Genomic DNA, 22,392 nt, shown 5'->3' with positions numbered 1-22,392 from the left:
CAGCTCAATAGATTTGCAGTTTAATAAAATAAAAATATAACTTAATTTTTTAATTCTTCACTCTTAAGGAGATGCTTTGAATACATGTAAAAATTTGATTGATTTAAATCTCATAAAATTAAATATGCATTTTTCCACTAAAAATGAGGCGATCATCTCTGCTGCAAAGACTTTAGTAGATGAAAATTATATAGATGAAAAATATGTGGCAAGTTTACTTGAGCGAGAAAAAATATCCAATACCTATCTTGGCAATGGGGTTGCTATTCCGCATGGAATGTCTGCTGATAGAAATTTAATACATGCTGCCGGTATATCTATTGCCCAAATACCCAATGGAGTGGAGTGGATCTCAGGTGAAAAAGCCCAACTTATTTTTGCAATTTCAGCAAAATCAGATGAGCATATTGAAATTCTTAAAAAAATAACAGGATTATTACGCAATAAAGAAAAATTGAATCATTTAATTCATACAAATAACCCGCATGACTTTCTTAAAATATTTGAATTAACAAATGAATTCAATATTAATATAAAAGAAATAAATATTAAAAATGCTGATTTTGCATCCTCCTATGAATTGTCTCTTGATTACCCGAACGGCCTCCATGCAAGACCTGCATCTTTATGGTTAGAGACTGCACGAAAATTTCATTCAGATATCCAAATTCGTTTTATTAACAATATTGCAGACTGCAAAAATCTAGTGGATCTTTTAAATTTAGGCTTGAGAAAAAATGATAAATTTACAATTTCAGCAAAAGGTAATGACGAAGAAGAAGCTCTTATTGCCCTAAAAAAAACAATAGAGTTTATTTCTTTAGAAGAATGTATTGCTGCGAAAAAAGAAGTTGAAAATAAAAAATTATTTTTAATTCATAATATCTGGACACCGATTGACAATCATATTAAAATAAAAGGAATACCAGTCAGTCCTGGCTTAGTGATTGGCAACATCCATTTATTAACTCATAAAAATTTATCTATTCCTGATAGCTTCAACTCTTATTTAGATGCCAGTTATAAACTCGATCAAGCTTTTAAACTTACACAGAATGATTTGGATCACCTCTACTTAAACACAAAAAAGTGTATTGGTGAAAGTGAGGCAAAAATTTTTAAAGCCCAAGCTGATTTTTTACAAGATAAAGAACTTCTTATTAAAATCAGTCGTAATCTCTTGGATGGTCATGGAATTGAATGGGCTTGGCACAATGCCGTTCAAACAATAGTTGATAAATTGAATAGATCTTCGAACGAAATTATTGCTTCTCGTGCTGCTGATTTAATTGATGTGAGAGCGCGTGTATTGAAATACTTAAATCCATCTTTAAATAGCCAGTCCAAACAGAAAGAACTCAAAAACAAAAGTATAATAGTTGCAGCGGAATTGACTCCATCAGAAACCATTGAGCTGGATCACTCAAAAGTAATTGGTATTATTACAGCTCATGGCGGTTCCTCTTCACATTCTTCTATCCTTTCAAGATCTTTAGGTATTGCAGCCGTCGCAGGGGCTCACGACGTACTTATTTCTGCTCACAATGGACAAACTGTCATCTTGGATGGATACACAGGTAATATATATTTTAATTTATCGGATCAAGATATTAATTCTGCACAGAAGTGGATTGATGAAAAGAATTTAAAAGATAAATTAGAAGCAAATGAATTATTAAAGTTACCCGCAACCACGCAAGACAATCATACTATTGAAATTGCAGCTAATATAAATGACCCCAGCGCAATAACGAGAGCTCTTGCAATGGGCGCGGAAAGTATCGGCCTCATGCGTACAGAGTTTTTATTTCTTGAACGCACTTCTCTTCCTACTGAAGAAGAACAACTTAATTCTTATTTATCGATGTTAGAAAAACTAAATGGCCTTCCAATTATTATACGCACACTCGATATAGGTGGTGATAAAAAAGTCAATTATCTCAATTTAGAGATAGAAAAAAATCCCTTTCTTGGAGTTCGTGGCTCCCGTTTACTTATAAAAAGAAAAGAACTCCTCAATACACAATTAAAGGCTCTCTACAACGCAGCAAAAAAAACAGATGGTCTATCGATTATGTTTCCAATGATTACAACGAAAGAAGAGATTTTATTTTTAAAAGAATACTCTGAAAATATAAGAAAAGAATTAGATGCCCCCTATGTTCCACTTGGTATAATGGTTGAAGTTCCATCTATTGCACTCATTGCCGATAAAATTGCAAAATATGTTGATTTTTTTTCAATAGGTACAAATGATCTCACACAATATACTCTCGCAATTGACCGTGAGCATCCACTCCTATCCGCTCAGGCAGATTCCTATCATCCAGCTATTTTACAACTGATTCATTTAACGGTAACAGCAGCTAAAAAACATAATAAGTGGGTTGGTGTGTGTGGAGGACTGGCGGGTGAACCTCTTGGTGCAGCTTTACTAATGGGTCTTGGGGTCGACGAAGTGTCTATGAATCCAAATGAAATAAATGCGGTAAAATCTTTTATCAGAAGAAATAATTTTTACAAATTTTCAACTTTAGCGCATCAAGCATTAAATTGTGAAAGCGCAGAAGAAGTTCGTGCTCTAGAGAAGGAATTTTTATGAAACAAAATATTGTCACTGTTACCTTAAATCCTGCCATTGATCAAACAATTATTTTGAATGGTATAACACTAGGAAAAGTAAACATTGCGCAAAATGTGCATAAAAGTCCTGGCGGAAAAGGAATTAATGTTGCCAGTTGCCTCGCTGACTGGGGACTCTCTGCGAACGCAACAGGTTTTTTAGGTAAAGCAAATATAAATCCTTTCGAAATTCTTTTTCAATCTAAACATATTATAGATTCCTTCATTCGCTTAGAAGGAGAAACAAGGGTTAACATTAAGCTTTCTGATATTTTAAAAGGAGAAACGACAGATATTAATTTAGCTGGACTTAAAATGACTAACGATCATTTTCAAGAACTCCTCAAATATTTAAAAAATATTGTCAATGAAAAATCTATTGTCGTTTTAGCTGGAAGTGTCCCAGAAGGGTTAGCAGCCGACAGCTATGCGCAAATTATAAAAATTATAAAAAAATTAGGAGCTTGGGTTTTACTAGACACAAGTGGAAAACCGCTCAAAGAATCTCTCTCAGTTAAAGAAAAATATTTGCCTAACTGCATCAAGCCAAATCAACATGAATTGTCGCAACTTGCACAAAAAACTTTGCTCACACAAGATGATATATTGCAATTTGCTTTATCCCTACAAGAAAAAGGTATTGAAAATGTTGTTGTATCCCTTGGAGAAAACGGCTCTTTATTTATCAACAAAAAATATGCGATGCATGCAGCATTGCCACCTATTAAAACGATCAGTTCCGTGGGTGCAGGCGATGCTCTTGTTGCAGGACTCATAGCGGGATTCCATGGAAATCTTCAATTCGAACAAATCGCTAAACTCGCAGTTGCTTTTTCAGTTGCAAAACTTGGACATATCGGACCGCATCTTCCAAATATAAACGAAGTTAAAAAATATGTAGAAAAAGTAAAAGTAACATTATTAAAGTGATCTATTCATAAAGGAAATAACTCATGGCAAGAATAAAGGTTATAATAACGAGTCAGGAATATAGTATTCAACCATTTTTAGCTAACGATCTTATAACCCAAGAAGCTTTAAAGCATAAATATAAGGTTGATTCAGAAATTCATTCGCATAAGATTATGCAAAAATCTTTTGTTACAGAACCGAATCTGGAAAATACGGATATTATTATTCAAGTAGGTGAGGAGATCGAAGAAAATAGATTTATCGGCTTGCCTATTTATAAAACGACCTTCGAAAAAATACTTAATAATACTGAACAAGAATTATTAAATGCAATTCATCTCATAATTAAAAATAAGAAAAAGCAAAATAGCGAAATAGTAAATAATGTTTTTAATATTGTTGCTGTGACTTCATGTCCGACCGGAATTGCCCATACATTTATGGCAGCAGAAGGACTTATTCAGGCTGCAGCTGAATTAAAATTTAATATTAAAGTTGAAACTCAAGGATCTGTTGGAAAACAAAATACTTTAAATGATGCTGATATTAATTCCGCAGATCTTGTTATAATAGCTGCAGATACGAAAGTTGATCTCAGTCGTTTTCAAAACAAAAAAATATTCCAAACCAGTACGAAACAAGCAATTAAAAATGGGGTTATACTTATTCAAACTGCGATAAAAGAAGCAAAATTATTTTCAGAAAATCTAAATAATTCTGACCCTGAAGCCAATCAATCTTCTGACAAAAATTCTTCATTTAAACAAAATTATAAACACCTGATGACAGGTGTTTCCTATATGCTCCCTTTTGTCACAGCAGGTGGTCTGATGATTGCCTTGGCATTTGCCTTAGGGGGTATCTATGCATCGGATGATTCTTACAAAGACACTCTTGCTTGGGCTTTATTCCAAATTGGAGCCAAAGGAGCCTTTCCTCTCATGGTGCCAGCTCTTTCTGGCTATATCGCTTATTCTATTGCCAATAGGCCCGGAATTGCCCCTGGCATGATCGGTGGCATGCTCGCAGTGAGTTTAGATGCAGGCTTCCTTGGAGGAATTATTTCTGGATATTTTGCAGGTTACGTAACAGAATTTTTAAATCAGAAAATTAAACTCAATAAAAATTTAGAGGGTTTAAAACCCGTTATTATTCTACCAGTTCTTTCTTCTCTTATTATTGGTTTGTTTATGCTTTATGTCGTTGGTAAACCTGTCGCAGGTCTTATGCACTATTTAACAACGAGCCTGAATAATTTACAAGATGGAAGCGCAATTATTCTTGGTCTTATCATCGGGGGAATGATGGCGTTCGATATGGGCGGTCCGCTAAATAAAGCTGCATATGCTTTTTCAACCAGTTTGATTTCAAGCCAAATTTACACACCTATGGGTGCAGCAATGATAGCAGGAATGGTTCCACCCTTAGGTGTCGCTTTAGCAACTAAACTTTTTAAAACAAAATTCAATAAGGAAGAAAGAGAAGCTGGAAACTCTACAGCACTCTTAGGGATTTCGTTTATAACAGAAGGAGCTATTCCCTATGCAGCCAAGGATCCATTGAGAGTCATTCCCGTTTTTGTGATTGGTTCCGCCATTGCAGGTGCCCTCGCCATGTTTTTTAAAATCGAAATAAAAGTCCCACACGGCGGAATATTTGTGCTGCCCATTCCAAATGCTGTCGTTCATATAAGTGGATTTATGATTGCACTGACAGTTGGAACATTGATAACTGCAATATTAATGGGAATTATAAAAAAGCCAATACTGAAATAATTATCTTTTTAATATTCCTAAGGCTGTTTGATTTGGTAACAAAACCACCTCGGGTAACATAATAGTTCCTGGGTTTGTCACAGAATTACACCCTGTTTGAGCACGATTGCCAAGGATGGCTCCGAATTTTTTTAAGCCAGAATCAACTTTTTTATTATCAAGGCGAAGAATGATATTGCTATGATTTATTTTTAAATTTGCGAGTTTTGTGCCTGCTCCGAGATTACAATCATAACCTAAAATGGAATCTCCAACGTAGTTGAAATGAGCTGCTTTTGCATTTGGTAAGAGAATTGAACCCTTGCATTCGGAGGAATGACCAACAATGGCGCCCTCAGCAATGTAAACAGAACCCCGGATATAAGCTCCGTGGCGCACCACAACCTTTGGTCCAATAAAAGTAGGGCCAGAGATATATGCCCCAGGTTCAACAACAGCTCCTTCACAGATCACGACAGAATCACGATTTTCAATATAGGCCTGCGGACTCACATGACCTTGAATTCTCTCTTCTAAAGGTATTTTTTGCACTATACCTTCAACAAAATGAGTAAGAGTTTTGCCCAACGCTTTCCAAGGAAATTCGACTTCAAGTAAAAAACGATTCAGATCTTTTGCTATTTTAAGCTCGTGGGCACGTTTGAGCTCAAAGAGTGCTTCATTGCTGACAAATTTTGACTCGATTGTGACTCGATTCATAGCCTATCCTTTTTTTGGGGTCTTTACGTGCGAGCAGATTTACTGCTTAAATGTATTTTTGCACAAAAGACTGCAAATCACACTCAAGAAGATTAAATTTTTTCCGAAAAAATTACAATGCTTGATTTATAAGCAAGTATTTTCATATATTCAGCTTAAAGGCGTGAATTAAAATGTTTGATAAAAATGAGTTTAAAATTAATTTTAGAAAATGGTTAGATGCCAACCCAAATGCATCTTATGAAGAAGCTAAAGTTTTTTGTGAATCACAAATTCCACTTCCCTCTAGGGAAAATTATACGTGGTTAGAAGAACAGTCCTTAGCATGGTTCTTATGGAGAAAAGAAAATCAAGCAAAACAAAATTTAAATATATATTACTCAGAAGAAGAAATAGAAAATTTTATCGCAAAAAAAAGGATATTAATTTAATAATATCCTTTTTTTATAATAATTCATTTAAATTATTATATGCTGTATTGAAGAACAAGGGCAGTGGTAAATTGATTATATGACAATGAAACATCAGCATCTTTAAATTTCGCAGAGTGTCTATTATAAGATACAGAACCACCGATGCTCACTGCGTCTGTTAAAGGAACTGTGCCGATCACAGTTGCTCCATAATAATAATGATTTTTCAATCTTGAATTGTCAGTATCACTTGAAATTTTACTAATACCCGCATAACCTAAGTTCGCCAATGTAAAGACTTGAAGGCTTGCAACAGGGTTGAATTTAAGTCCTGCATTTGCTTCAGCACTCGCCCAAAACATTTTTAATTTATCTTCTTTAATTTTATTAGTAATATATGCGCTATGCAAACCGCCACCGATAACGGGTGTCACAAGTCCTAAACTCGGTAAAGAGTAAAGAGCAGAAAGACTTAATTCGCCTCCAAAATTAGCGGATGAATCAAGCTTTTGAGTACCAGAATTATCAATCTTCGCTTTTAAATTATTTGTAAATGAATACCCAGCAGAAGCAAAAAGATCAATTTTTTTATTTTCTGCTTGTGCAAAAACCGAGAAAGAAACCGCTGAAGAAAGCACACTTACAAGGGACTTTAAATACATTTAATACCTCATTTTTAAATTAACAAAAAACCGAATTAAGATTTATATTTTATGGAAGCAAAAATCAAGCAAATTGCGCTTATAAATCTAATTAATATTTTTATATGTATAATTTCAATAATTTAATTATTTTTTTTAGAAGTTATACTGAAAGACAAGTGGATTTGTGAAGTAATTGTAAGCTGACTCTGTGGAAAATTATAGTTGGCCAGACAAACAATCTTTAACTTAATTCTTATGAAGAAAAGAAAATTTTGCACAAGATAATTTAAATATATCTAAATATGAAGAAGAAATCGATTATTTTATTAAAATAAAGTATATGAAACCAAGAAACTATTTTTTTATAATAATTAATTTGATTTAAAACAAACTGCACTTCAGAATAAAGGCAGTGGAAAATTGATTCTATGAAAATAAAGAATTATTATCTGTTATTTTTATAAAACGTCTATTTATAGAAAATAATATTCCAGTCAACACTGATGCCAATATGCAATATGAAGCAATCACTGTTTTTTCATTATAATAATGATTATTTATATTTTTATTTTCACCTTCACTTACAGCCATGCTTATTCTAGCATAACCAAGATTCGCCAAAGTAAAGAATTGAAAGTTCTCAAAAGGATTATTTTCATACATACATTCGCTTCTAAACACGCCTAATAAAAATTTAGTTTATAATCAACTAGTGTATTCGTAACATATAGATTGTGCTTACCACCACCTATAATCGGTGTTATAAAAACATAGCCGCTTTTAAATACATCTTATACTTCATTTTTAAAATAACAAAATCTGTAAAAAGTATTATAATTTATAGAAATAAAAATAAAATTAAATATTTATTTTTATTTCTATAATCATTTATTTATCTAATATTAAGTAAAAAAAGAAGAATGTAATATTATTTTTTAAATATTAATACTTAATTTTAAAATGTTTTTTTCCAGATAAACAGCTTGCGAAGTTCATAATAAGAAAAGAAAAATTAAGATTGCAAACTTAAGAAGAAATAGAAAATTATATGCTGAACTGAAGAACAAGAGCAGTCGTATATTGATTAATAAAAGATATAGTTTTTCCTATGATTTTTTTACTAGACATATTATGTCTATTATAAGTAAAGGAACCGCCTATGCTCATTGCCTCTGTTAAAGGAACCGTTCCAATTACTGTTGCACCATAATAGCTATGATTTTTAGAAGTACTGCCAATTTCAAAATTTGAATTGCCAAATGTAGTTTTAGTCAAAGGTGCATAACCTAAATTCACAAGAGTAAATAGATTTAGTTTTGCAATAGGGTTGAGTTTAACCCCTGCATTTGCTTCTAAACTTGCCCAAGATACATTCAATTCTGAATCGTGCGGTAGGATTATCGATATAGCATCTTGCGATAATTTTTTAGTAAAAACTGAACTGTGCAAGCCACCACCAATAACAGGCGTCACGCTTTTTAAACTCGGGAAAGAATAGAGTCCAGATAGACTCAATTCGAGTCCAAAATCAGATGACCCATTTGTAAACTTGATATCATTCGTATATAAAACGCCAAAAGATGTAAAAAGATCAATTTTTTTAGCACCTTCATTTTCATTTTGTGCATAAATTGAGAATGAAACAGTTGAAGAAATCAGACATAATAAGGACTTTAAAAACATTCTATCCCTCATAATTATAACAAAAAACAGACTCATTGATTAGAGGTTATGGCAATAAATTTCAAGATGTTCTTAAAATTTATTTTTCTAAATTTTTTTGTCCAAATAAATCATTAATTTAATTAAAAAATGTTTAAATAATTATAAACTGTAGATGAGGACAAGTGCGGCAGTGAACCGGTTGATAGAAGCAGGAGCATAGGAATTATTTATATTTAAAATATTCAATTGATGCTTATTCATCGAGAAAGATCCGCCCATACCTACGGAGTCTGTTAAAGGAATTAGCGCTATGGCAGTGGCCCCAAAGTAATAATGATTTTTAACTTTAGCATCGCTATCATATTTATTTGCATCATTTTCAATGCGAGTGGCACCTGCAAATCCAAAATTTGCTAAAGTATACAACATAAATTCAGGTGCAATATTAATTTTCAAGCCTACATTTGTCTCAAAACTTACCCAGTATATGATATATCTTCCATTAAAATTAATTTCGTTTATCTTTTTGGAAGTGTGCACAATATGGAGCCCTGCTCCTAAAATAGGACTGACAACACCTATTTCAGGAAAAGTGTACAAACCCGAAATATTGAATTCACTGCCTACTCTGCTCTGTGAGCCATTTGTCGATTGAACATTTTCAATCGACTCGCTAAAGTTATTTAAAAAGCTAAACCCTACGCTGCCGATGAGATCAATATGTTTCGGAGAAGCCGATTCATTTTGCGCATAAATTGACAACGAAGTTATTGTATATAATAAATAAATTAAGAATTTAAGAGACATTTAAACCTCTGCGAAGAATAACTATAGCGCCAGAGATCTAAATATCGATATCTATCTTAAAAAGCAAGCAATAGATTATTTCTCAATATTATAACAAAATAGAGTTAAGAAATACAAGTTTTTATACACAAATTAATAATTTAATAAATTATACTTGGAATATGTGTACAGTAATTACTTGGTGCTGAAATCGCTTTACTTTCAATGAGAGAAATGGAATCAGAAAATTGGAACTGAGGATTAAAGGAAGCTCCCCACATCTCAATTTTAGCATCTTCATTTTTATCAATTTTAAAATAATACTCAGATAGCACAGGGATAAGAATTGGCCAGCTCATTACTGATATGCAAAAAGTTTCATTTATATTTTTGTTCTTTATAGTATAAGACCCGCCAGCACCTAGAAGTGAAGAGCAATTTTTCCTGGCAGTCGTTGGAGTGCTAAAATCCACATGACAAATCTGCGCTAAAAAAGCTGTACCGAAAATGAAATTTATTTCAGTATCCATTGCTTGAGCATTTGAATTAAAACTAAACATTAAAACACTTGATAAAAGCGCTAAAGCATTTTTCATGATATAATATCCTCTATATTTTGATTATAAAAAACCCAAGTTTTTCTATTCCTTATTTACACCTTATGCACAAAATAATCAAGTAATATCAGAATTTTAATCATTTGTGTTTTACAATTAAATCACATTGGTTATCTTAATGAAAATATTTTTTTTAAACAATAATAAAAATAATACAATTGATATTAAGTAGATATGATTATAATAAATACTTTTATTAACAGTTAAAAAACATCTTTTTAACTTGAAAATTATCAATATTTAATTGGATTTTTTTAGTATTAACTTTTCTTACGATATAGCTATAAAAGACAAAAGAAAGATTTTATATATTTTAATTTTAATCATGTAAAATCTAATCTTTTTAAAATTGAAACTAAGTTAATCATCTTTGATTTTCAACAATGAATCATTCGATTCTTACACCCCAAGATTTTTTAGGGAAGCTTTTAAACTTACTGTGTTTGTAAATTGGATAGCATTTATTCCTAGGTCTCGAGAAGCGATGCAGTTTTCCAAAACAAAATAGGTTCTTGGTAAAAAGCTTCTGTGGCTTCGTTGCTCTTGAAATAAGATAAATATAAGTTATCAGGATCCCATTCGAGTAACACACCACCGAAGTCGAATATTATATTTTTAATCATTATGTATTATATCCTTTTGCTAATATTTTAGATTGATTCTGTTAATACGCTAAAGAATAGAGCATGATTAAGACCTTTTCTATTTTAATTTTCATTTAAATACGGACCCAAGCCAAACGCATCGGGGTAAATCACGAGCACTTGATCGATCTTTGCGTTTTCATGATGCACTCGTTATCTTTGTAACGAATTTTTTTCAAAATCAGAAGTATATTGGCAGTCTAATCTTATCATAATTTAGACCTTTCCTTTATATAAGAATCTGTGCTTACTTATAAGAAATTTAATTGGTAAATACTTTTATAAATAATATTTACAAAAAAATCCCCTTAAACTAGAATTCAATTCCATTTATTTAACTTTTTAAAAACATATTTTTATAAACGCTTGTCAATCAAAAATTAAAATATTCAAATTTTTTCTGCAAAAGGATTATGCTCTTAAAATCATTTTTCTAAAATCTGTTAAATACTGGCAGGCTTGCTTATCTGGAATTGCAAAATTAAAATGAGTGGAATCCCATTCCTTAGCAAAGGCTTGGCGTAAATGCTTAAAGGCAAGAGCTTCTGCATCTACGTATAAAGGATTTTTATTTTCTTTAAATCTTTTGCCCTGAAAAACCTCATCACAGATTTGATGCAAATTCTGCCAGTTTCTTTCGATTTTATGTAGATTATTTTCATAATTCCAATGCATTAAACATAAAAAGCGATCGATTTCACCCAATGTCTCAATTTCTAATTTACTCACATTTGATTTTGCTAAAACAGAGTCAGTAATTAATTTAAAGTGGCTTGTTTCTTCTGCAACAACTGCTAAAGAGTTCAGTGAAATTATTTTTTCATTTTCAAATTCCTGATATATTTTATGACCAAATTGAATGCCTATAAAAAATTCGTCATTCTCTATATTTTCTTCAAAAAGAATTTGCCCGCTGCACGCATCGATATCTTCTGAAGGATATAATACAAATTCTTCTATATTTTCTTCACTTTTTAAGGCATAATAGCGTGCCAAAATATTTAATGATACTTTACAACCTTGCGCAATTTTTTTATTTAACTTTACAGAAGACATAGTTATTGAACTTTCCGGGAATTGATCTTAATAGGATGAACGCCGCGGGCTATTAATTCTTTTTCCAGTTTTGCACTGGCTGTGTTGAGCCACGCATCGTAAATACTTAAGGTCGATCTGATATGATCTTGGTGGGTGGTCTGCTCGGATATATCAAGTAGTATCTCAACAGCCTTAGTAAAACTTTTACTCATTTCTTGATAAATTTGTGACATAGTTTCTTGATAGGTATTTTTACCTTTGAGAAGATGAGACAATTCACCGTAAGCCGATTCACCCATATTCACATAATATTTAATGTCAAAACTTTTTCGATTGAAATACTCTTGGAAAAATCCTGAAAAATAAAGGGCTGTGTCAGCAAGTTTTTTATATAATGCGACCTTTTCAACATGAGAACTTTCGAGAGCTTTTTTTAGTATAAGTACAAGACAATTTTCACTGTCTTCACTTTCATTGATCCGGACATGTTCACACAGTAAATTTACAATATAAAATTCAACATTTTCAGTTAATCTAAGCTTTTGTCTTTCTTGAGCTTCTACGACTTTTTCATGAAAGAACTGCACCGCATTGCTTTCATTCATCCAAATTGAATTTTCAAGTGATTTGGGAGCCATTAATGCCTCCAATGCCCTAATTTTACGAATATTTTAATAAATCATAAAATAAACTGACCCATTAGTCAATTTTAACTCTCTGTAAATATATCGACATCCTGTACAAAATTTTAAAGTCTTTTTTGCTATTGTTTATTCTTGATTGTAGCTAATTGTATGTTAAGTCATTGAAAGGTAAATTTGTTTACCAGCTGTGGCTTTCTCCCCTATATTATGGAGCATTTTACTTTGCCGCATATAAAAAACCATAAGCACTCAAAATTACTTTCTAATATTGAAGACACGCCCGAACTCATGATGAGCCGGAAAAACGATCATATCCGCATTTGTAAAACGGAAAAGATTGAGTCGGATGGTGAGCCTTTCTCTCAGTTTCATTTCATTCCAGAAGCGTTGCCTGAAATAAACTTTAATGATCTCGATTTAACACAAAAATTTCTTAATCAATCATTTGCAATGCCACTCCTCGTGACTGGCATGACGGGTGGAGTGGAAAAAGGACAAGAGATCAATGAGGCCATTGCCTTAGCAGCTGAAAAATTTAATATACCGATGGGTTTAGGCTCCCAAAAAATGCTGATTAAAAATTCTAAATTTAAAAAGCTTTTTGATGTGCGAAAAATAGCTCCAAATCTCTTTGTTATTGGCAATATAGGGGCGGTCAGTCTAAATTATGGCATAACTCTTGAAGACATTAAAAGATTAGTTGATGATCTTGAACTTGGGGCATTTGCGATTCATCTCAATGCTTTGCAAGAATGTATCCAACCCGAGGGTGAGCGAAATTTTTCACAATTGCTTGCAAAGATAGAAAAAATCGCCAGAAACCTTCATGTACCTGTTATTATTAAAGAAGTTGGTTCTGGCATTTCTTCTGAAACATACCAGAAACTTGTTTCCGCTGGTGTTGCAGCTGTTGATGTCGGAGGCAAAGGTGGAACAAGTTGGAGCGCAATTGAAGGACTGAGATCGGACAAAGAAGGACAGAGACTTGGCGATTTATTTAAAAACTGGGGTCTCTCGACCGATGATTCACTGCTTTGTTGCTCTAGACTGAAAAGCGATCTTAAATACAATGTCCCATTGATTGCAACAGGGGGCATACGCAATGGTCTGCAGGTTGCAAAAGCGGTTGCACTAGGAGCCTCAATGGTTGGTGTTGGTCTGCCTTTATTTAAGGCAGCAGTATCTCCTCTTACTGGCGAAACTCCTTTGGAATCGGTAGAAAGAGAGCTTAATTTTTTTAGAAAGTCTCTTTCTATAACTATGTTTTGTGCGGGAGCTCATAATTTAACTCAGTTAAATTCTCGCATAGTTCAGGAAGTTCCATAAGAAAAGGTAACAACAATGGTAAAAGACGCACAACAAATCGTAGCAAGAACCACAAATAAGCAAACGGATGTCAATGCTAAGCCTATTATTCTTCAAGGCATGCCTTCTTCGAGCCGGATCCCAAATTTTGCCCAAATGAATTCCAAGTCGCGAGCACAAGCAATGGTTTCGCGCAATATCATAAGTTCAGATGAAGCTCATTATTTAAATAATTCTGGAGCACTCAATATTGAACAAGCAGAGAAGTTTATTGAAAATTGTATTGGTGGATACACATTGCCACTTGGAATTGCGACGAACTTTCTCATTGATGGGGAAGAAGTATTTATTCCAATGGCTGTTGAAGAATCAAGTGTTGTTGCTGCTGCAAGCTATGGTGCTAAACTCGCTCGCACTGGAGGTGGCTTTATTTCTGAGCCCACTGAAACCATAGCCACATGCCAAGTTCAATTTTTTGCCTCGCCATCGGAAAATATTTTCAGTCTTTTCGACACATCTGTTCAAGACAGAATCATTGAAGCCGCACAAATATGCCATCCTCGTCTCATTTCTCGGGGCGGAGGAGTCAAAAGCGTTGAACTGAGAGCACTTTCTAAACCTGGCTATTATGTGGTGCATGTGAACGTTGATACATGCGAAGCTATGGGAGCGAATATCGTAAATTCGATAGCGGAAGAAGTGGGACGATTGTTACCTGAAGTTATTCCCTGTGCTGTTGGACCTAAAATTCTCACAAATTTAACCACCCACAGAATAACAAAAGTAAAATGTGAAATTGATTTTAGTGCCCTTGAAAGAGATGGATATTCAGGAGAAGAAGCAGCCAGACGCATTTGCTCGGTTTGGGAATTTGCTGATCTCGATCCCTTTCGTGCAGCCACGCATAACAAAGGTGTTATGAATGGAATCGACCCAATTGTCATCGCAACAGGAAATGATTGGCGTGCTGTGGAGGCGGGTTGCCATGCATATGCTTCGTTATCAGGTGTTTATAAACCTCTTACGAAGTGGTTTATAAATGAAAACAATAGATTACAAGGTGAAATTGCCGTTCCGATCGCAGTGGGTACAGTAGGTGGTGTGACCACATTGCATCCTTCGGCGGCTGCATGCCTCAAATTAATGGGTTCACCCTCATCTGCAAAATTATCTGCTATCATTGCAAGCGTTGGTTTAGCACAAAATTTATCTGCTATCCGTGCACTCGGGTGCGAAGGCATTCAGAAAGGGCATATGGCATTACATGAAAAAAATCTAGAAATGATGAGAAAATACGACCATTTCCCAAGCATATCTGTGGTTGAAACAGATAACGCCCAAAAGTAAAGAAAACGTCAGAAATGTCTAAAATAAGTTTTTATGTCCCAGCAAAAGCCATGCTTTTTGGCGAATACGGCGTATTGTATTTGGGAAAAGCAATTGCTCTGACCTTCTATCAACACTCATTTCACATAGATATTCAGTTACAGCCAACTCAGTCTTCTGGAAAAGTCATTGTAAAAAGTTTATTTTTTAAAGAAAATCCCCTTGAATTTAATTTAACTGACAACTTAAATTCCAGTGACAATCGTGATCTTTGTTTTTTTAAGAATCTACTTCACCCTTGGAATCAGCATTTAAAAAATAAAAATTTGTACATTGAAATTAAAAATTCATTTAATCCTGACCTTGGTTTTGGCAGTTCGTCTGCGCTCATTGCAGGAATTTCCAAAGGGCTTTGGCAACTATTATTTAACGATATAGAATTCCTAGATAATGAACAATTTTGGAGTTCTGTTAGAGAATCCTTAAATCGCATACAAGGTTCTGGCAGCTGCTATGATGTTGCAGTTCAACTCGCAGCAAGCCAAGAAGATATTCCGACTGTTAAAACTCAACTTTGGCTTTTTCAAAATCGTCACGAGAGTTCGATACCAATAATTAAAAACATCACTCTTTCCGACAGAATTGAAAATTATGGTTTTTTTATAAAGACAAGCGTGTACTCTGATACCTCAAATATATTAAAATGTTTTCATTCTCAAGAAAAAAAGAAAGAGTTTGCTGCCCAACATGCATTACTTGCAGATAAATTCATAGAGGATTCTTCACTTTTGCATACAATTTCTCTTATGAAACAGTCTCTCAAAATTGCACAAAAACAAGAACTCATCCCTAAAAACATTTTGAATTTAAATAAACTTCTCGATAAATTAAATGATTTACAAATCCCCTATAAAACAATGGGTGCTGGTCATGGTGATTGCCTCTGGGTTTTGTATGATAGACATAAATTCATAAAGGAATTTGCAATACCGGACTCCGACATCCCTTTTGCATTTAATACAAATGGACAAGCCAAATGAAAAAAAATATTATTACAGATATTCCCACCAATCTTAAATTAATACAAGAAAAATTGTGTCAATTAAAAGAGGAAGGAAAATTTGAAATTCAAAATGGTGATGAAGGTTATTCATCTGCACCAAGTAATATAGCATTAATAAAATATTGGGGCAAAAATCTAAGTAGAAAGCAAATTCCTGACAATTCAAGTTTAAGCTATACCTTAGGTGGATTTCGCTCCTTTACTAAAGTAACGACACAAGGGCGATTCCTCCCTGAAACATATGAAAAAACAATTCCAATTAGAAATAAATTATATTTAAATAGCAAAGATATTGAATTTCCTATTCCTGAAAAAATGGATATTCTCATTCAATCAATTTTTTATAATTTTGCTGACGAAATCACGTTAAAAATTGAAAGTTACAATAATTTTCCCACAGCATGCGGAATAGCTTCAAGTGCATCGGGTTATGCAGCTCTCGTTGGTGCCATAGCCGATCTTCTCCAACTGAAAAAACATCTGTCAGCAATAGAATTGCATACTTGGCTTACGGAATGGGCGCGCTTAGGAAGCGGATCGGCAACGCGCAGCGTCATCCAAAGTTCTGAAGATTCTTTCATTAAATGGGAGTTGGAGGATAGCTGCAAAGAAAGTTTTACAAAAACTAGCGAATTGACTTTTCATCCCAAATGGAAACAGCTTGAACACTGTGTTTTTGTCCTAAATGCAAACGAAAAAAAGACTTCAAGTTCGGATGGCCATAAATCGGCTTCGACTTCCCCGTTACACAATGTGAGAGTAGCTGGAGTTTCTAAAAAAATCGCAATGATGACCAAGGCTTTAAAAGAGTTTGATTTTGACCTTGTTCAACAAATCAGCGAAGAAGATGCTTTTGCGATGCATGCAGTTATGCAAACAGGAAATCCATCCGCTTGTTACCTTGATGAAGATGTCAGCAAAGCTCTTGCCCTGTTTATTCAAATGCGTGACTCAAATGAAGTTTTGGCGTTTTGGACATTAGATGCTGGGCCAAATTTACATATATTATATTATAAAGATGCAAAACAAATTTTGACAGAATATCATGTTAAATTACAAGAATTATTGGATAGAGATATTAAAATATTCAAAAATGCATATCGAGGAGGACTTCTCATTGGTAAAAATGAATATTATAATATTATAGATAAAGAACTTCTTAAAAGCAGTTTAAATTGATTTTATTTTTTTGTTTTAGGGATACTTATGATTTTTTTAACTCAAATCGATTTGACTGCAACTGCATCTGGGAAAGCAATTCTAATTGGAGAGCATTCTGTTGTGTATGGTCACAAAGCCATAGCTCTCGCTCTGCCCGACGTAAAGCTCAATATCACTTTATACAGCCCCGAAAAATCACTTGAAGTCACAGAGTGGGACAATGCATGGTATACAAATGTAAGAGGGAATGCATTTATACCTGAAGAGAGAGTTACAAAACTCCTGAATAAAGCTTTTGCCAAAGCTCTTATGCTCTGTGGTGTGACTGATTCACTCCAATTACATTCACCACAGAAAATACTCATAGAGTCTGACATTCCGCTTGGTGGAGGGATGGGAGGAAGTGCAGCAATAAGCACTTGTTTGTTAAAAATTGCGAATCAAATATTTAACTTAACAAATAAAACAAAATTAGAGATGAGTTTTCAACAACAAATTCAATATGCAAATGAAATAGATTGTCTATTTCATTTTGGCAAAGCAAGTGGTCTCGATGCTTCGACAGTTGCAAGCAATGGCATGATTGAATTCACAAAGGGTGAATTGCCTAAATATATTCATAATAAAAAAGAATTTTGGCTTGCCCTCGTCGACACAAAAGAACGAGGGGAAACTGCAAATATGGTCAAAAATGTTGCTGAAAAACTCAATTCCCAACCTGTCCAAACAGAGAATGCACTCAATCAACTCGGCTCATTAGCAGAAAAATCAATAGTTGCATTAAATACAGGAAAGCTAAATCAATTAGCTGATTGTTTAAATTTAGCTCAAGAATATTTATGCGAAATGGGTGTCTCGACTGAAAAGATTGAAAATATTATTAAAAAATTCAAATCTGTCGGTGCTATCGCAGCGAAATTGACGGGTGCGGGCGGCGGTGGAATGGTTCTGGGTTTATTTGAAAATTATCCGGAAAATTTATACTCTTGCTTTGAGAAAGATTCTCTTTTTATCACGCGAGTCCCTCAAAATGACGAAAGATCGCCAAGATAATTCATTATCCATTGTCCCTATTAGTTCTGTTGCAAAAGAATCATTACAACATGAATTGCACATTAATACAAAAAATGCTTTGAGCCTTTGGGCACAAACACCTTTAACGCAAAATATTCAAGATGCAATTTTACATTTTATAATGAGTTTTCACAGTCCACACACCCAAAAAAGTTACTTAAATGATTTAAAAAATTTTATTTCATTTACAGAATACTTAAATTACAAATGTGAAAATCTGAATGATATTTCAGAGAATTTACTTATCCTGTGGCATGAATATTTAAATACACAAAAGAAATTATCGCAAAAAAGTATTCGAAGAAAGCTTGTCACAATCTCTTCATTCTTTGAATTTAATATTAAACGAAATTTAATAACAGAAAATCCAATGAGGTTCATAAATTTACCTAAAATAAAAGATGAAAGTAAAACAAATGCTTTTACTGAAGAGGAATCAAAAAAAATAATTGTACAATTAAGAGATGAGCTACAAAAAATATTACCCGATAAAATATCGAAGATAAGGCAATATAAAGCAGCTTATTTAAAATATGCTGTCATCAGTACTCTGTTTGCAATCGGTATGCGAGTGAATGAACTTTGCGAAATTAAAATGGGTGACCTTGAATTTAACAATGAATTCAGCCGAGTTCATTTAAAAACAAAAGGGAACAAAGATCACTTCGTATTTCTTCATGAAAAAATATCAGAAATTATTCAAAATTATATCAAAGATATACGTGCCTATGCAAAAGAAAATGATTTTTTATTTATTAGAACTCAAGGGGTGAAAAAAGAAACTAAATTGAGTCAAACTGCTATTTATTATATGATAAATTCTATTGCCCAAAAAATTGGAATTGAAAAAAAGGTCAGTCCTCACAGTTGCCGAGCGACCCTCGCTACAGTTTTACATAAAAAAGGAGTGCCCATCGCAAATATTCAAAAAATACTCAATCACAACAGTATATCAACAACAGCTATTTATATAAAAAAAGCCGATGAATTGCAGGAATCTGCTGCGACTAAAATCGATATACCAAATTTTATCCCTAAATAGATGTGCATTTTTTTAAATCATTTTCATCTGGCATTTTTACAAGAGCTTCTTTTGCCAATAACATTTGGATCTCATAGGCAGCTATGCAATGCACCCGAGTTGTAGGATGAACCAAATCCCAAAACAAATAATCGCGTGGATTTTGACAAGCAACATTTGGATTTGCCGGAGTGCTCGGCACGCCTAAATAACATGCTTTTTCCGAATTTTTAATGTTATATTGATTTGGATTTACCCTAATTTTTTCTAATAATTCTTTAGCATCGAAATACAAAAGTTTAAAATCTTTATTTTTCTTAGTTTCATTCATTATTCGGACACGCGTTTTAACGGCTAAGTTCTCTGCACGAGAAATATAGGATAGCATAAAACTTAATTTTCTGTAGACTTCAACTTCATTATTTAAGGCAATTTTACCTAAATCTGGCAGGTTCGCAACAAGAATGTTTAATGCGCCATTCTCTTTAAGCAGGAGAATTGAATTGGCGATATCAAATGATAAATTCCAAAGTGACATTAAAGAATCAACGGGTTTATTGAAATCCAATGTAAAAATATTATTTGACCCCGCCCAAACGACAAATAGAGTGTTTGCAGGTTTTAGTTCTCCACTTTTTAATTTCGGAATAAAATTTTCGACTTGCGTCAAAAGTGGGATAGCAAATGGATAACGTGCATTTATTCCTGAGGTCATTGCACCTAAATACGCAAAGTTTATTAGTTTTGCCTGTATTGAATTTGCAAAATATTCTGACCATACAAACCCATTCGTAGCGCGACCTTTATAATAAGGGGGCAACGGCATACGGTTAGAAGAAGTGGCTGATGCTTGAAAGTAATTGCCATTATCCGAAAGACTGTCACCAAATATTATGACATTTTTAATTTCATTTTTGCTTTCTTGGGCAAATGAAATGGAATACAAAAAAGTCATCACGACAAAAGCAATTCCTTTTTTAAGCATATATCACTCACTCATTATGAGGTTTACTCAATTCTTCCGCGCGCAGATTCTTACGTAATATCTTACCTATAGGAGATTTGGGCAGCTCTATTCTAAATTCAACAAATTTAGGAACTTTATAAGCTGTGATAAACTTTTTGCAGTGCTCAATAACTTGTTTTTCAGATAAATCTGAATCTTTTTTTACGATAAAAGCTTTTACGGCTTCACTCGTGCGTTCATTTGGTATACCGATAACAGCGACTTCACCCACACCCGGTAATTTTGCGATACAGTCTTCTACTTCATTTGGATATACGTTAAAACCACTTACGAGAATCATATCTTTTTTACGATCAACAATTTTAATATACCCATCTTGATCCATAACAGCAATATCGCCAGTCAACATCCAGCCATCTTTCAATACTTTCGATGTTTCTTCAGGCCGTTGCCAATATCCGAGCATGACCTGAGGACCTTTGACAGCAATTTCTCCCTCTTCACCGATCGGCACAGATTTACCTTCTTCATTGATTAAAAGAATATCTGTACTCGGTACAGGCACACCTACTGTATCTGATTTAACCACTCCATTGATAGGATTAAAACAGACAACGGGTGATGTTTCGGTTAAGCCATAACCTTCGACAACTGAAGTATTTGTTACTTTTAACCATCTTTCCGAAACTGCTTTGTGCAATGCCGCCCCACCAGCAATAGATGCTTTTAAATGAATAGGAGGGTTTTCAGAGAACCATTTTTCATTTAATAGACCATTAAAAAGAGTATTCACACCAGAAATCCAAGTGATATCTGCTTTTTCGAATGCTTTTTTTATATTTGTGAGTGGACGTGGATTGGGAATTAAAACACTGATACCACCCACTTTAAAAAATGTGATTAAATTAACAGTAAAAGCAAATATATGATAGAGAGGTAGAACTGTCAGTAATACTTCTTGACCATTTGTTATTTTTGATTTCCCCATTTCTATTATCTGATACATATTTGCAATAATATTTCTATGAGTTAACATAGCCCCTTTACTGATCCCAGTTGTTCCTCCCGTATACTGCAAAGCGCAAATATCATCTAAAGTAACAGTTATCCAATAATTAATAACATCTATATTATTTTCATTTAAAATTCTCTTGCCAGTTTTAAGAGTTTCTTCAAAAGGAACAGAATGAACTTCACAGGTAGGAATTTGTTTTCTAACATATTTTAATACTGATTTTATCAATATCTTTTTATGCAGTGAGAAAAGATCTGCAACACTCACTAATACAACTTTCTCAATTTTTGTATTTGGAATAACTTGTTTGAGTTTATCTGAAAACATATCAATTATGACAAGAACTTTTGCCCCACTGTCTAAAAACTGATGCTGCATTTCATGCGCTGTGTAAAGAGGATTTGCATTTACTATTGCTAGACCAGCTTTATAACACCCAAACACAACAATTGGATAGGCAAGGCAATTTGGCAATTGGATAGCAACTCTATCTCCTACTTTTAATTTCAATTCCTCTCTTAAATAAACTGCAAAATAATTTGAAAGTGCTTCTGTCTCTGCAAAAGTTATCATTTTATCCATGCCATTGGGGAGAATCATATGATAAGCAGTTCTGTCTTTCCAACGATCTGAGTTTTTTGCAACCATTTCTGCTAAATTATTATATTCAAAATTTTCTAATTCACAATTTGTCCCTTGCCCATAATGATTTTGCCAAGGACGATCTACACACTCAAAATTACTACCCGACATCACAGTTCTCCTCTAATGCACTTAACTCGAATTGTAGCGAAACATGAAGAAACGTCAAATTCAATCATACGAAATTGTTTCAAACATGTAGCATGTCATAACATCTTTAATGAAGTAAATTATCTTACATGTTATTTTTCAACTTTATCTTTTTGTCAATTACTTTATCGAACAATCTTTATTATTGAGAAATTAAAAAAAGTGAACATGGATAAAATCTATTTTTGAGTAAGTAAATAATATTTTAA

Annotated in this window: 21 protein-coding genes; 10 read left to right on the top strand and 11 right to left on the bottom strand. The window is 33.5% G+C overall.

The window, feature by feature from the left end; all coding sequences use genetic code 11:
- The first annotated feature begins 76 nt into the window (after positions 1 to 76).
- The 3 genes from ptsP to EZS29_RS04010 are packed head-to-tail and all read left to right on the top strand — an operon-like array spanning position 77 to position 5,309.
- Entirely contained in the window at positions 77 to 2,602 is a 2,526-nt protein-coding gene (ptsP, locus tag EZS29_RS04020) for a phosphoenolpyruvate--protein phosphotransferase (protein ID WP_130606818.1), read from the top strand.
- Positions 2,599 to 3,552 carry a 1-phosphofructokinase gene (gene pfkB, locus EZS29_RS04015; protein WP_130606816.1) on the top strand — a complete coding sequence of 318 codons (954 nt, stop codon included), beginning with the start codon at positions 2,599 to 2,601 and terminating at the stop codon, positions 3,550 to 3,552. Before ptsP ends, pfkB begins: the two co-directional genes overlap by 4 nt.
- 23 nt (positions 3,553 to 3,575) lie before the next feature.
- Complete coding sequence (locus EZS29_RS04010; RefSeq protein WP_130606814.1) at positions 3,576 to 5,309, top strand: PTS fructose transporter subunit IIC; 1,734 nt, start codon at positions 3,576 to 3,578, stop codon at positions 5,307 to 5,309.
- On the opposite strand, the gene EZS29_RS04005 is transcribed toward EZS29_RS04010, so the two are convergent.
- The gene (locus tag EZS29_RS04005; RefSeq protein ID WP_130606812.1) at positions 5,310 to 6,008 is read right to left on the bottom strand and encodes an LbetaH domain-containing protein; all 699 of its coding nucleotides are present in this window, start codon (positions 6,006 to 6,008) and stop codon (positions 5,310 to 5,312) included. It lies immediately after the preceding gene.
- Positions 6,009 to 6,181: 173 nt separating this feature from the next.
- Between EZS29_RS04005 and EZS29_RS04000 the strand changes: the two genes are divergently transcribed.
- Positions 6,182 to 6,439: a hypothetical protein gene (locus EZS29_RS04000; protein ID WP_130606810.1), complete on the top strand. Its 258-nt coding sequence runs from the start codon at positions 6,182 to 6,184 to the stop codon at positions 6,437 to 6,439.
- A 35-nt stretch (positions 6,440 to 6,474) separates the two neighbouring features.
- On the opposite strand, the gene EZS29_RS03995 is transcribed toward EZS29_RS04000, so the two are convergent.
- From EZS29_RS03995 to EZS29_RS03965, 8 genes are all read right to left on the bottom strand, one after another.
- Positions 6,475 to 7,083, bottom strand: a complete 609-nt coding sequence (locus EZS29_RS03995; protein ID WP_130606808.1) for a hypothetical protein — start codon at positions 7,081 to 7,083, stop codon at positions 6,475 to 6,477.
- Between the two features lie 408 nt (positions 7,084 to 7,491).
- Positions 7,492 to 7,728 (bottom strand): hypothetical protein, encoded by a 237-nt coding sequence (locus EZS29_RS03990; RefSeq protein WP_130606806.1) that lies wholly within the window; start codon positions 7,726 to 7,728, stop codon positions 7,492 to 7,494.
- 381 nt (positions 7,729 to 8,109) lie between these two features.
- Positions 8,110 to 8,748: a hypothetical protein gene (locus EZS29_RS03985; protein ID WP_130606804.1), complete on the bottom strand. Its 639-nt coding sequence runs from the start codon at positions 8,746 to 8,748 to the stop codon at positions 8,110 to 8,112.
- A 141-nt stretch (positions 8,749 to 8,889) separates the two neighbouring features.
- A complete protein-coding gene (locus tag EZS29_RS03980; protein WP_130606802.1) occupies positions 8,890 to 9,537 on the bottom strand; it encodes a hypothetical protein in 648 nt (215 codons plus the stop codon).
- A gap of 140 nt (positions 9,538 to 9,677) precedes the next feature.
- Positions 9,678 to 10,112 carry a hypothetical protein gene (locus EZS29_RS03975; RefSeq protein WP_130606800.1) on the bottom strand — a complete coding sequence of 145 codons (435 nt, stop codon included), beginning with the start codon at positions 10,110 to 10,112 and terminating at the stop codon, positions 9,678 to 9,680.
- Between the two features lie 488 nt (positions 10,113 to 10,600).
- Entirely contained in the window at positions 10,601 to 10,756 is a 156-nt protein-coding gene (locus tag EZS29_RS15850; protein ID WP_172603761.1) for an HAD family hydrolase, read from the bottom strand.
- Positions 10,757 to 11,188: 432 nt separating this feature from the next.
- The gene (locus EZS29_RS03970) at positions 11,189 to 11,833 is read right to left on the bottom strand and encodes a hypothetical protein (RefSeq protein WP_130606798.1); all 645 of its coding nucleotides are present in this window, start codon (positions 11,831 to 11,833) and stop codon (positions 11,189 to 11,191) included.
- A 2-nt stretch (positions 11,834 to 11,835) separates the two neighbouring features.
- Positions 11,836 to 12,453 (bottom strand): hypothetical protein, encoded by a 618-nt coding sequence (locus EZS29_RS03965; RefSeq protein WP_130606796.1) that lies wholly within the window; start codon positions 12,451 to 12,453, stop codon positions 11,836 to 11,838.
- A gap of 228 nt (positions 12,454 to 12,681) precedes the next feature.
- On the opposite strand from EZS29_RS03965, the gene fni reads away from it, so the two are divergent.
- Genes fni through EZS29_RS03935 form a run of 6 tightly spaced genes read left to right on the top strand, consistent with a single transcriptional unit; the run spans position 12,682 to position 19,430 of the window.
- On the top strand, positions 12,682 to 13,785 hold the full coding sequence (gene fni / locus EZS29_RS03960) for a type 2 isopentenyl-diphosphate Delta-isomerase (RefSeq protein WP_172603760.1): 1,104 nt from the start codon (positions 12,682 to 12,684) through the stop codon (positions 13,783 to 13,785).
- Positions 13,786 to 13,800: 15 nt separating this feature from the next.
- Complete coding sequence (locus tag EZS29_RS03955) at positions 13,801 to 15,111, top strand: hydroxymethylglutaryl-CoA reductase, degradative (RefSeq protein WP_130606792.1); 1,311 nt, start codon at positions 13,801 to 13,803, stop codon at positions 15,109 to 15,111.
- Between the two features lie 14 nt (positions 15,112 to 15,125).
- Complete coding sequence (locus EZS29_RS03950) at positions 15,126 to 16,130, top strand: hypothetical protein (protein ID WP_130606790.1); 1,005 nt, start codon at positions 15,126 to 15,128, stop codon at positions 16,128 to 16,130.
- A complete protein-coding gene (gene mvaD / locus EZS29_RS03945; protein WP_130606788.1) occupies positions 16,127 to 17,332 on the top strand; it encodes a diphosphomevalonate decarboxylase in 1,206 nt (401 codons plus the stop codon). Before EZS29_RS03950 ends, mvaD begins: the two co-directional genes overlap by 4 nt.
- A 27-nt stretch (positions 17,333 to 17,359) precedes the next feature.
- On the top strand, positions 17,360 to 18,367 hold the full coding sequence (gene mvk / locus EZS29_RS03940; RefSeq protein WP_130606786.1) for a mevalonate kinase: 1,008 nt from the start codon (positions 17,360 to 17,362) through the stop codon (positions 18,365 to 18,367).
- On the top strand, positions 18,345 to 19,430 hold the full coding sequence (locus EZS29_RS03935) for a tyrosine-type recombinase/integrase (RefSeq protein WP_130606784.1): 1,086 nt from the start codon (positions 18,345 to 18,347) through the stop codon (positions 19,428 to 19,430). Before mvk ends, EZS29_RS03935 begins: the two co-directional genes overlap by 23 nt.
- Here EZS29_RS03935 and EZS29_RS03930 read toward each other — a convergent pair.
- A complete protein-coding gene (locus tag EZS29_RS03930) occupies positions 19,423 to 20,394 on the bottom strand; it encodes an SGNH/GDSL hydrolase family protein (RefSeq protein ID WP_130606782.1) in 972 nt (323 codons plus the stop codon). The two genes, EZS29_RS03935 and EZS29_RS03930, sit on opposite strands and share 8 nt — an antisense overlap.
- A 7-nt stretch (positions 20,395 to 20,401) precedes the next feature.
- Positions 20,402 to 22,144, bottom strand: a complete 1,743-nt coding sequence (locus EZS29_RS03925; RefSeq protein WP_130606780.1) for an AMP-binding protein — start codon at positions 22,142 to 22,144, stop codon at positions 20,402 to 20,404.
- Positions 22,145 to 22,392 lie beyond the last annotated feature (248 nt).

This window comes from Fluviispira sanaruensis (assembly GCF_004295685.1).
Taxonomy (GTDB): Bacteria; Bdellovibrionota_B; Oligoflexia; order Silvanigrellales; family Silvanigrellaceae; genus Silvanigrella; species Silvanigrella sanaruensis.
Note: the sequence above shows the minus strand (reverse complement) of the source record. Positions and strands in the feature narration are given on the sequence as shown.

Bases quoted from the DNA above. Each gene is read 5' to 3' on its own strand.
- EZS29_RS03985 (WP_130606804.1), bottom strand. From the start codon at position 8,748: ATGTTTTTAAAGTCCTTATTATGTCTGATTTCTTCAACTGTTTCATTC.
- EZS29_RS03995 (WP_130606808.1), bottom strand. From the start codon at position 7,083: ATGTATTTAAAGTCCCTTGTAAGTGTGCTTTCTTCAGCGGTTTCTTTC.
- EZS29_RS04005 (WP_130606812.1), bottom strand. From the start codon at position 6,008: ATGAATCGAGTCACAATCGAGTCAAAATTTGTCAGCAATGAAGCACTC.
- mvk (WP_130606786.1), top strand. From the start codon at position 17,360: ATGATTTTTTTAACTCAAATCGATTTGACTGCAACTGCATCTGGGAAA.
- EZS29_RS04010 (WP_130606814.1), top strand. From the start codon at position 3,576: ATGGCAAGAATAAAGGTTATAATAACGAGTCAGGAATATAGTATTCAA.
- pfkB (WP_130606816.1), top strand. From the start codon at position 2,599: ATGAAACAAAATATTGTCACTGTTACCTTAAATCCTGCCATTGATCAA.
- EZS29_RS03980 (WP_130606802.1), bottom strand. From the start codon at position 9,537: ATGTCTCTTAAATTCTTAATTTATTTATTATATACAATAACTTCGTTG.
- EZS29_RS03950 (WP_130606790.1), top strand. From the start codon at position 15,126: ATGTCTAAAATAAGTTTTTATGTCCCAGCAAAAGCCATGCTTTTTGGC.
- EZS29_RS03930 (WP_130606782.1), bottom strand. From the start codon at position 20,394: ATGCTTAAAAAAGGAATTGCTTTTGTCGTGATGACTTTTTTGTATTCC.
- EZS29_RS03975 (WP_130606800.1), bottom strand. From the start codon at position 10,112: ATGAAAAATGCTTTAGCGCTTTTATCAAGTGTTTTAATGTTTAGTTTT.
- EZS29_RS03970 (WP_130606798.1), bottom strand. From the start codon at position 11,833: ATGTCTTCTGTAAAGTTAAATAAAAAAATTGCGCAAGGTTGTAAAGTA.
- mvaD (WP_130606788.1), top strand. From the start codon at position 16,127: ATGAAAAAAAATATTATTACAGATATTCCCACCAATCTTAAATTAATA.
- EZS29_RS15850 (WP_172603761.1), bottom strand. From the start codon at position 10,756: ATGATTAAAAATATAATATTCGACTTCGGTGGTGTGTTACTCGAATGG.
- EZS29_RS03925 (WP_130606780.1), bottom strand. From the start codon at position 22,144: ATGTCGGGTAGTAATTTTGAGTGTGTAGATCGTCCTTGGCAAAATCAT.
- EZS29_RS03965 (WP_130606796.1), bottom strand. From the start codon at position 12,453: ATGGCTCCCAAATCACTTGAAAATTCAATTTGGATGAATGAAAGCAAT.
- EZS29_RS04000 (WP_130606810.1), top strand. From the start codon at position 6,182: ATGTTTGATAAAAATGAGTTTAAAATTAATTTTAGAAAATGGTTAGAT.
- EZS29_RS03990 (WP_130606806.1), bottom strand. From the start codon at position 7,728: ATGTATGAAAATAATCCTTTTGAGAACTTTCAATTCTTTACTTTGGCG.
- EZS29_RS03935 (WP_130606784.1), top strand. From the start codon at position 18,345: ATGACGAAAGATCGCCAAGATAATTCATTATCCATTGTCCCTATTAGT.
- EZS29_RS03955 (WP_130606792.1), top strand. From the start codon at position 13,801: ATGGTAAAAGACGCACAACAAATCGTAGCAAGAACCACAAATAAGCAA.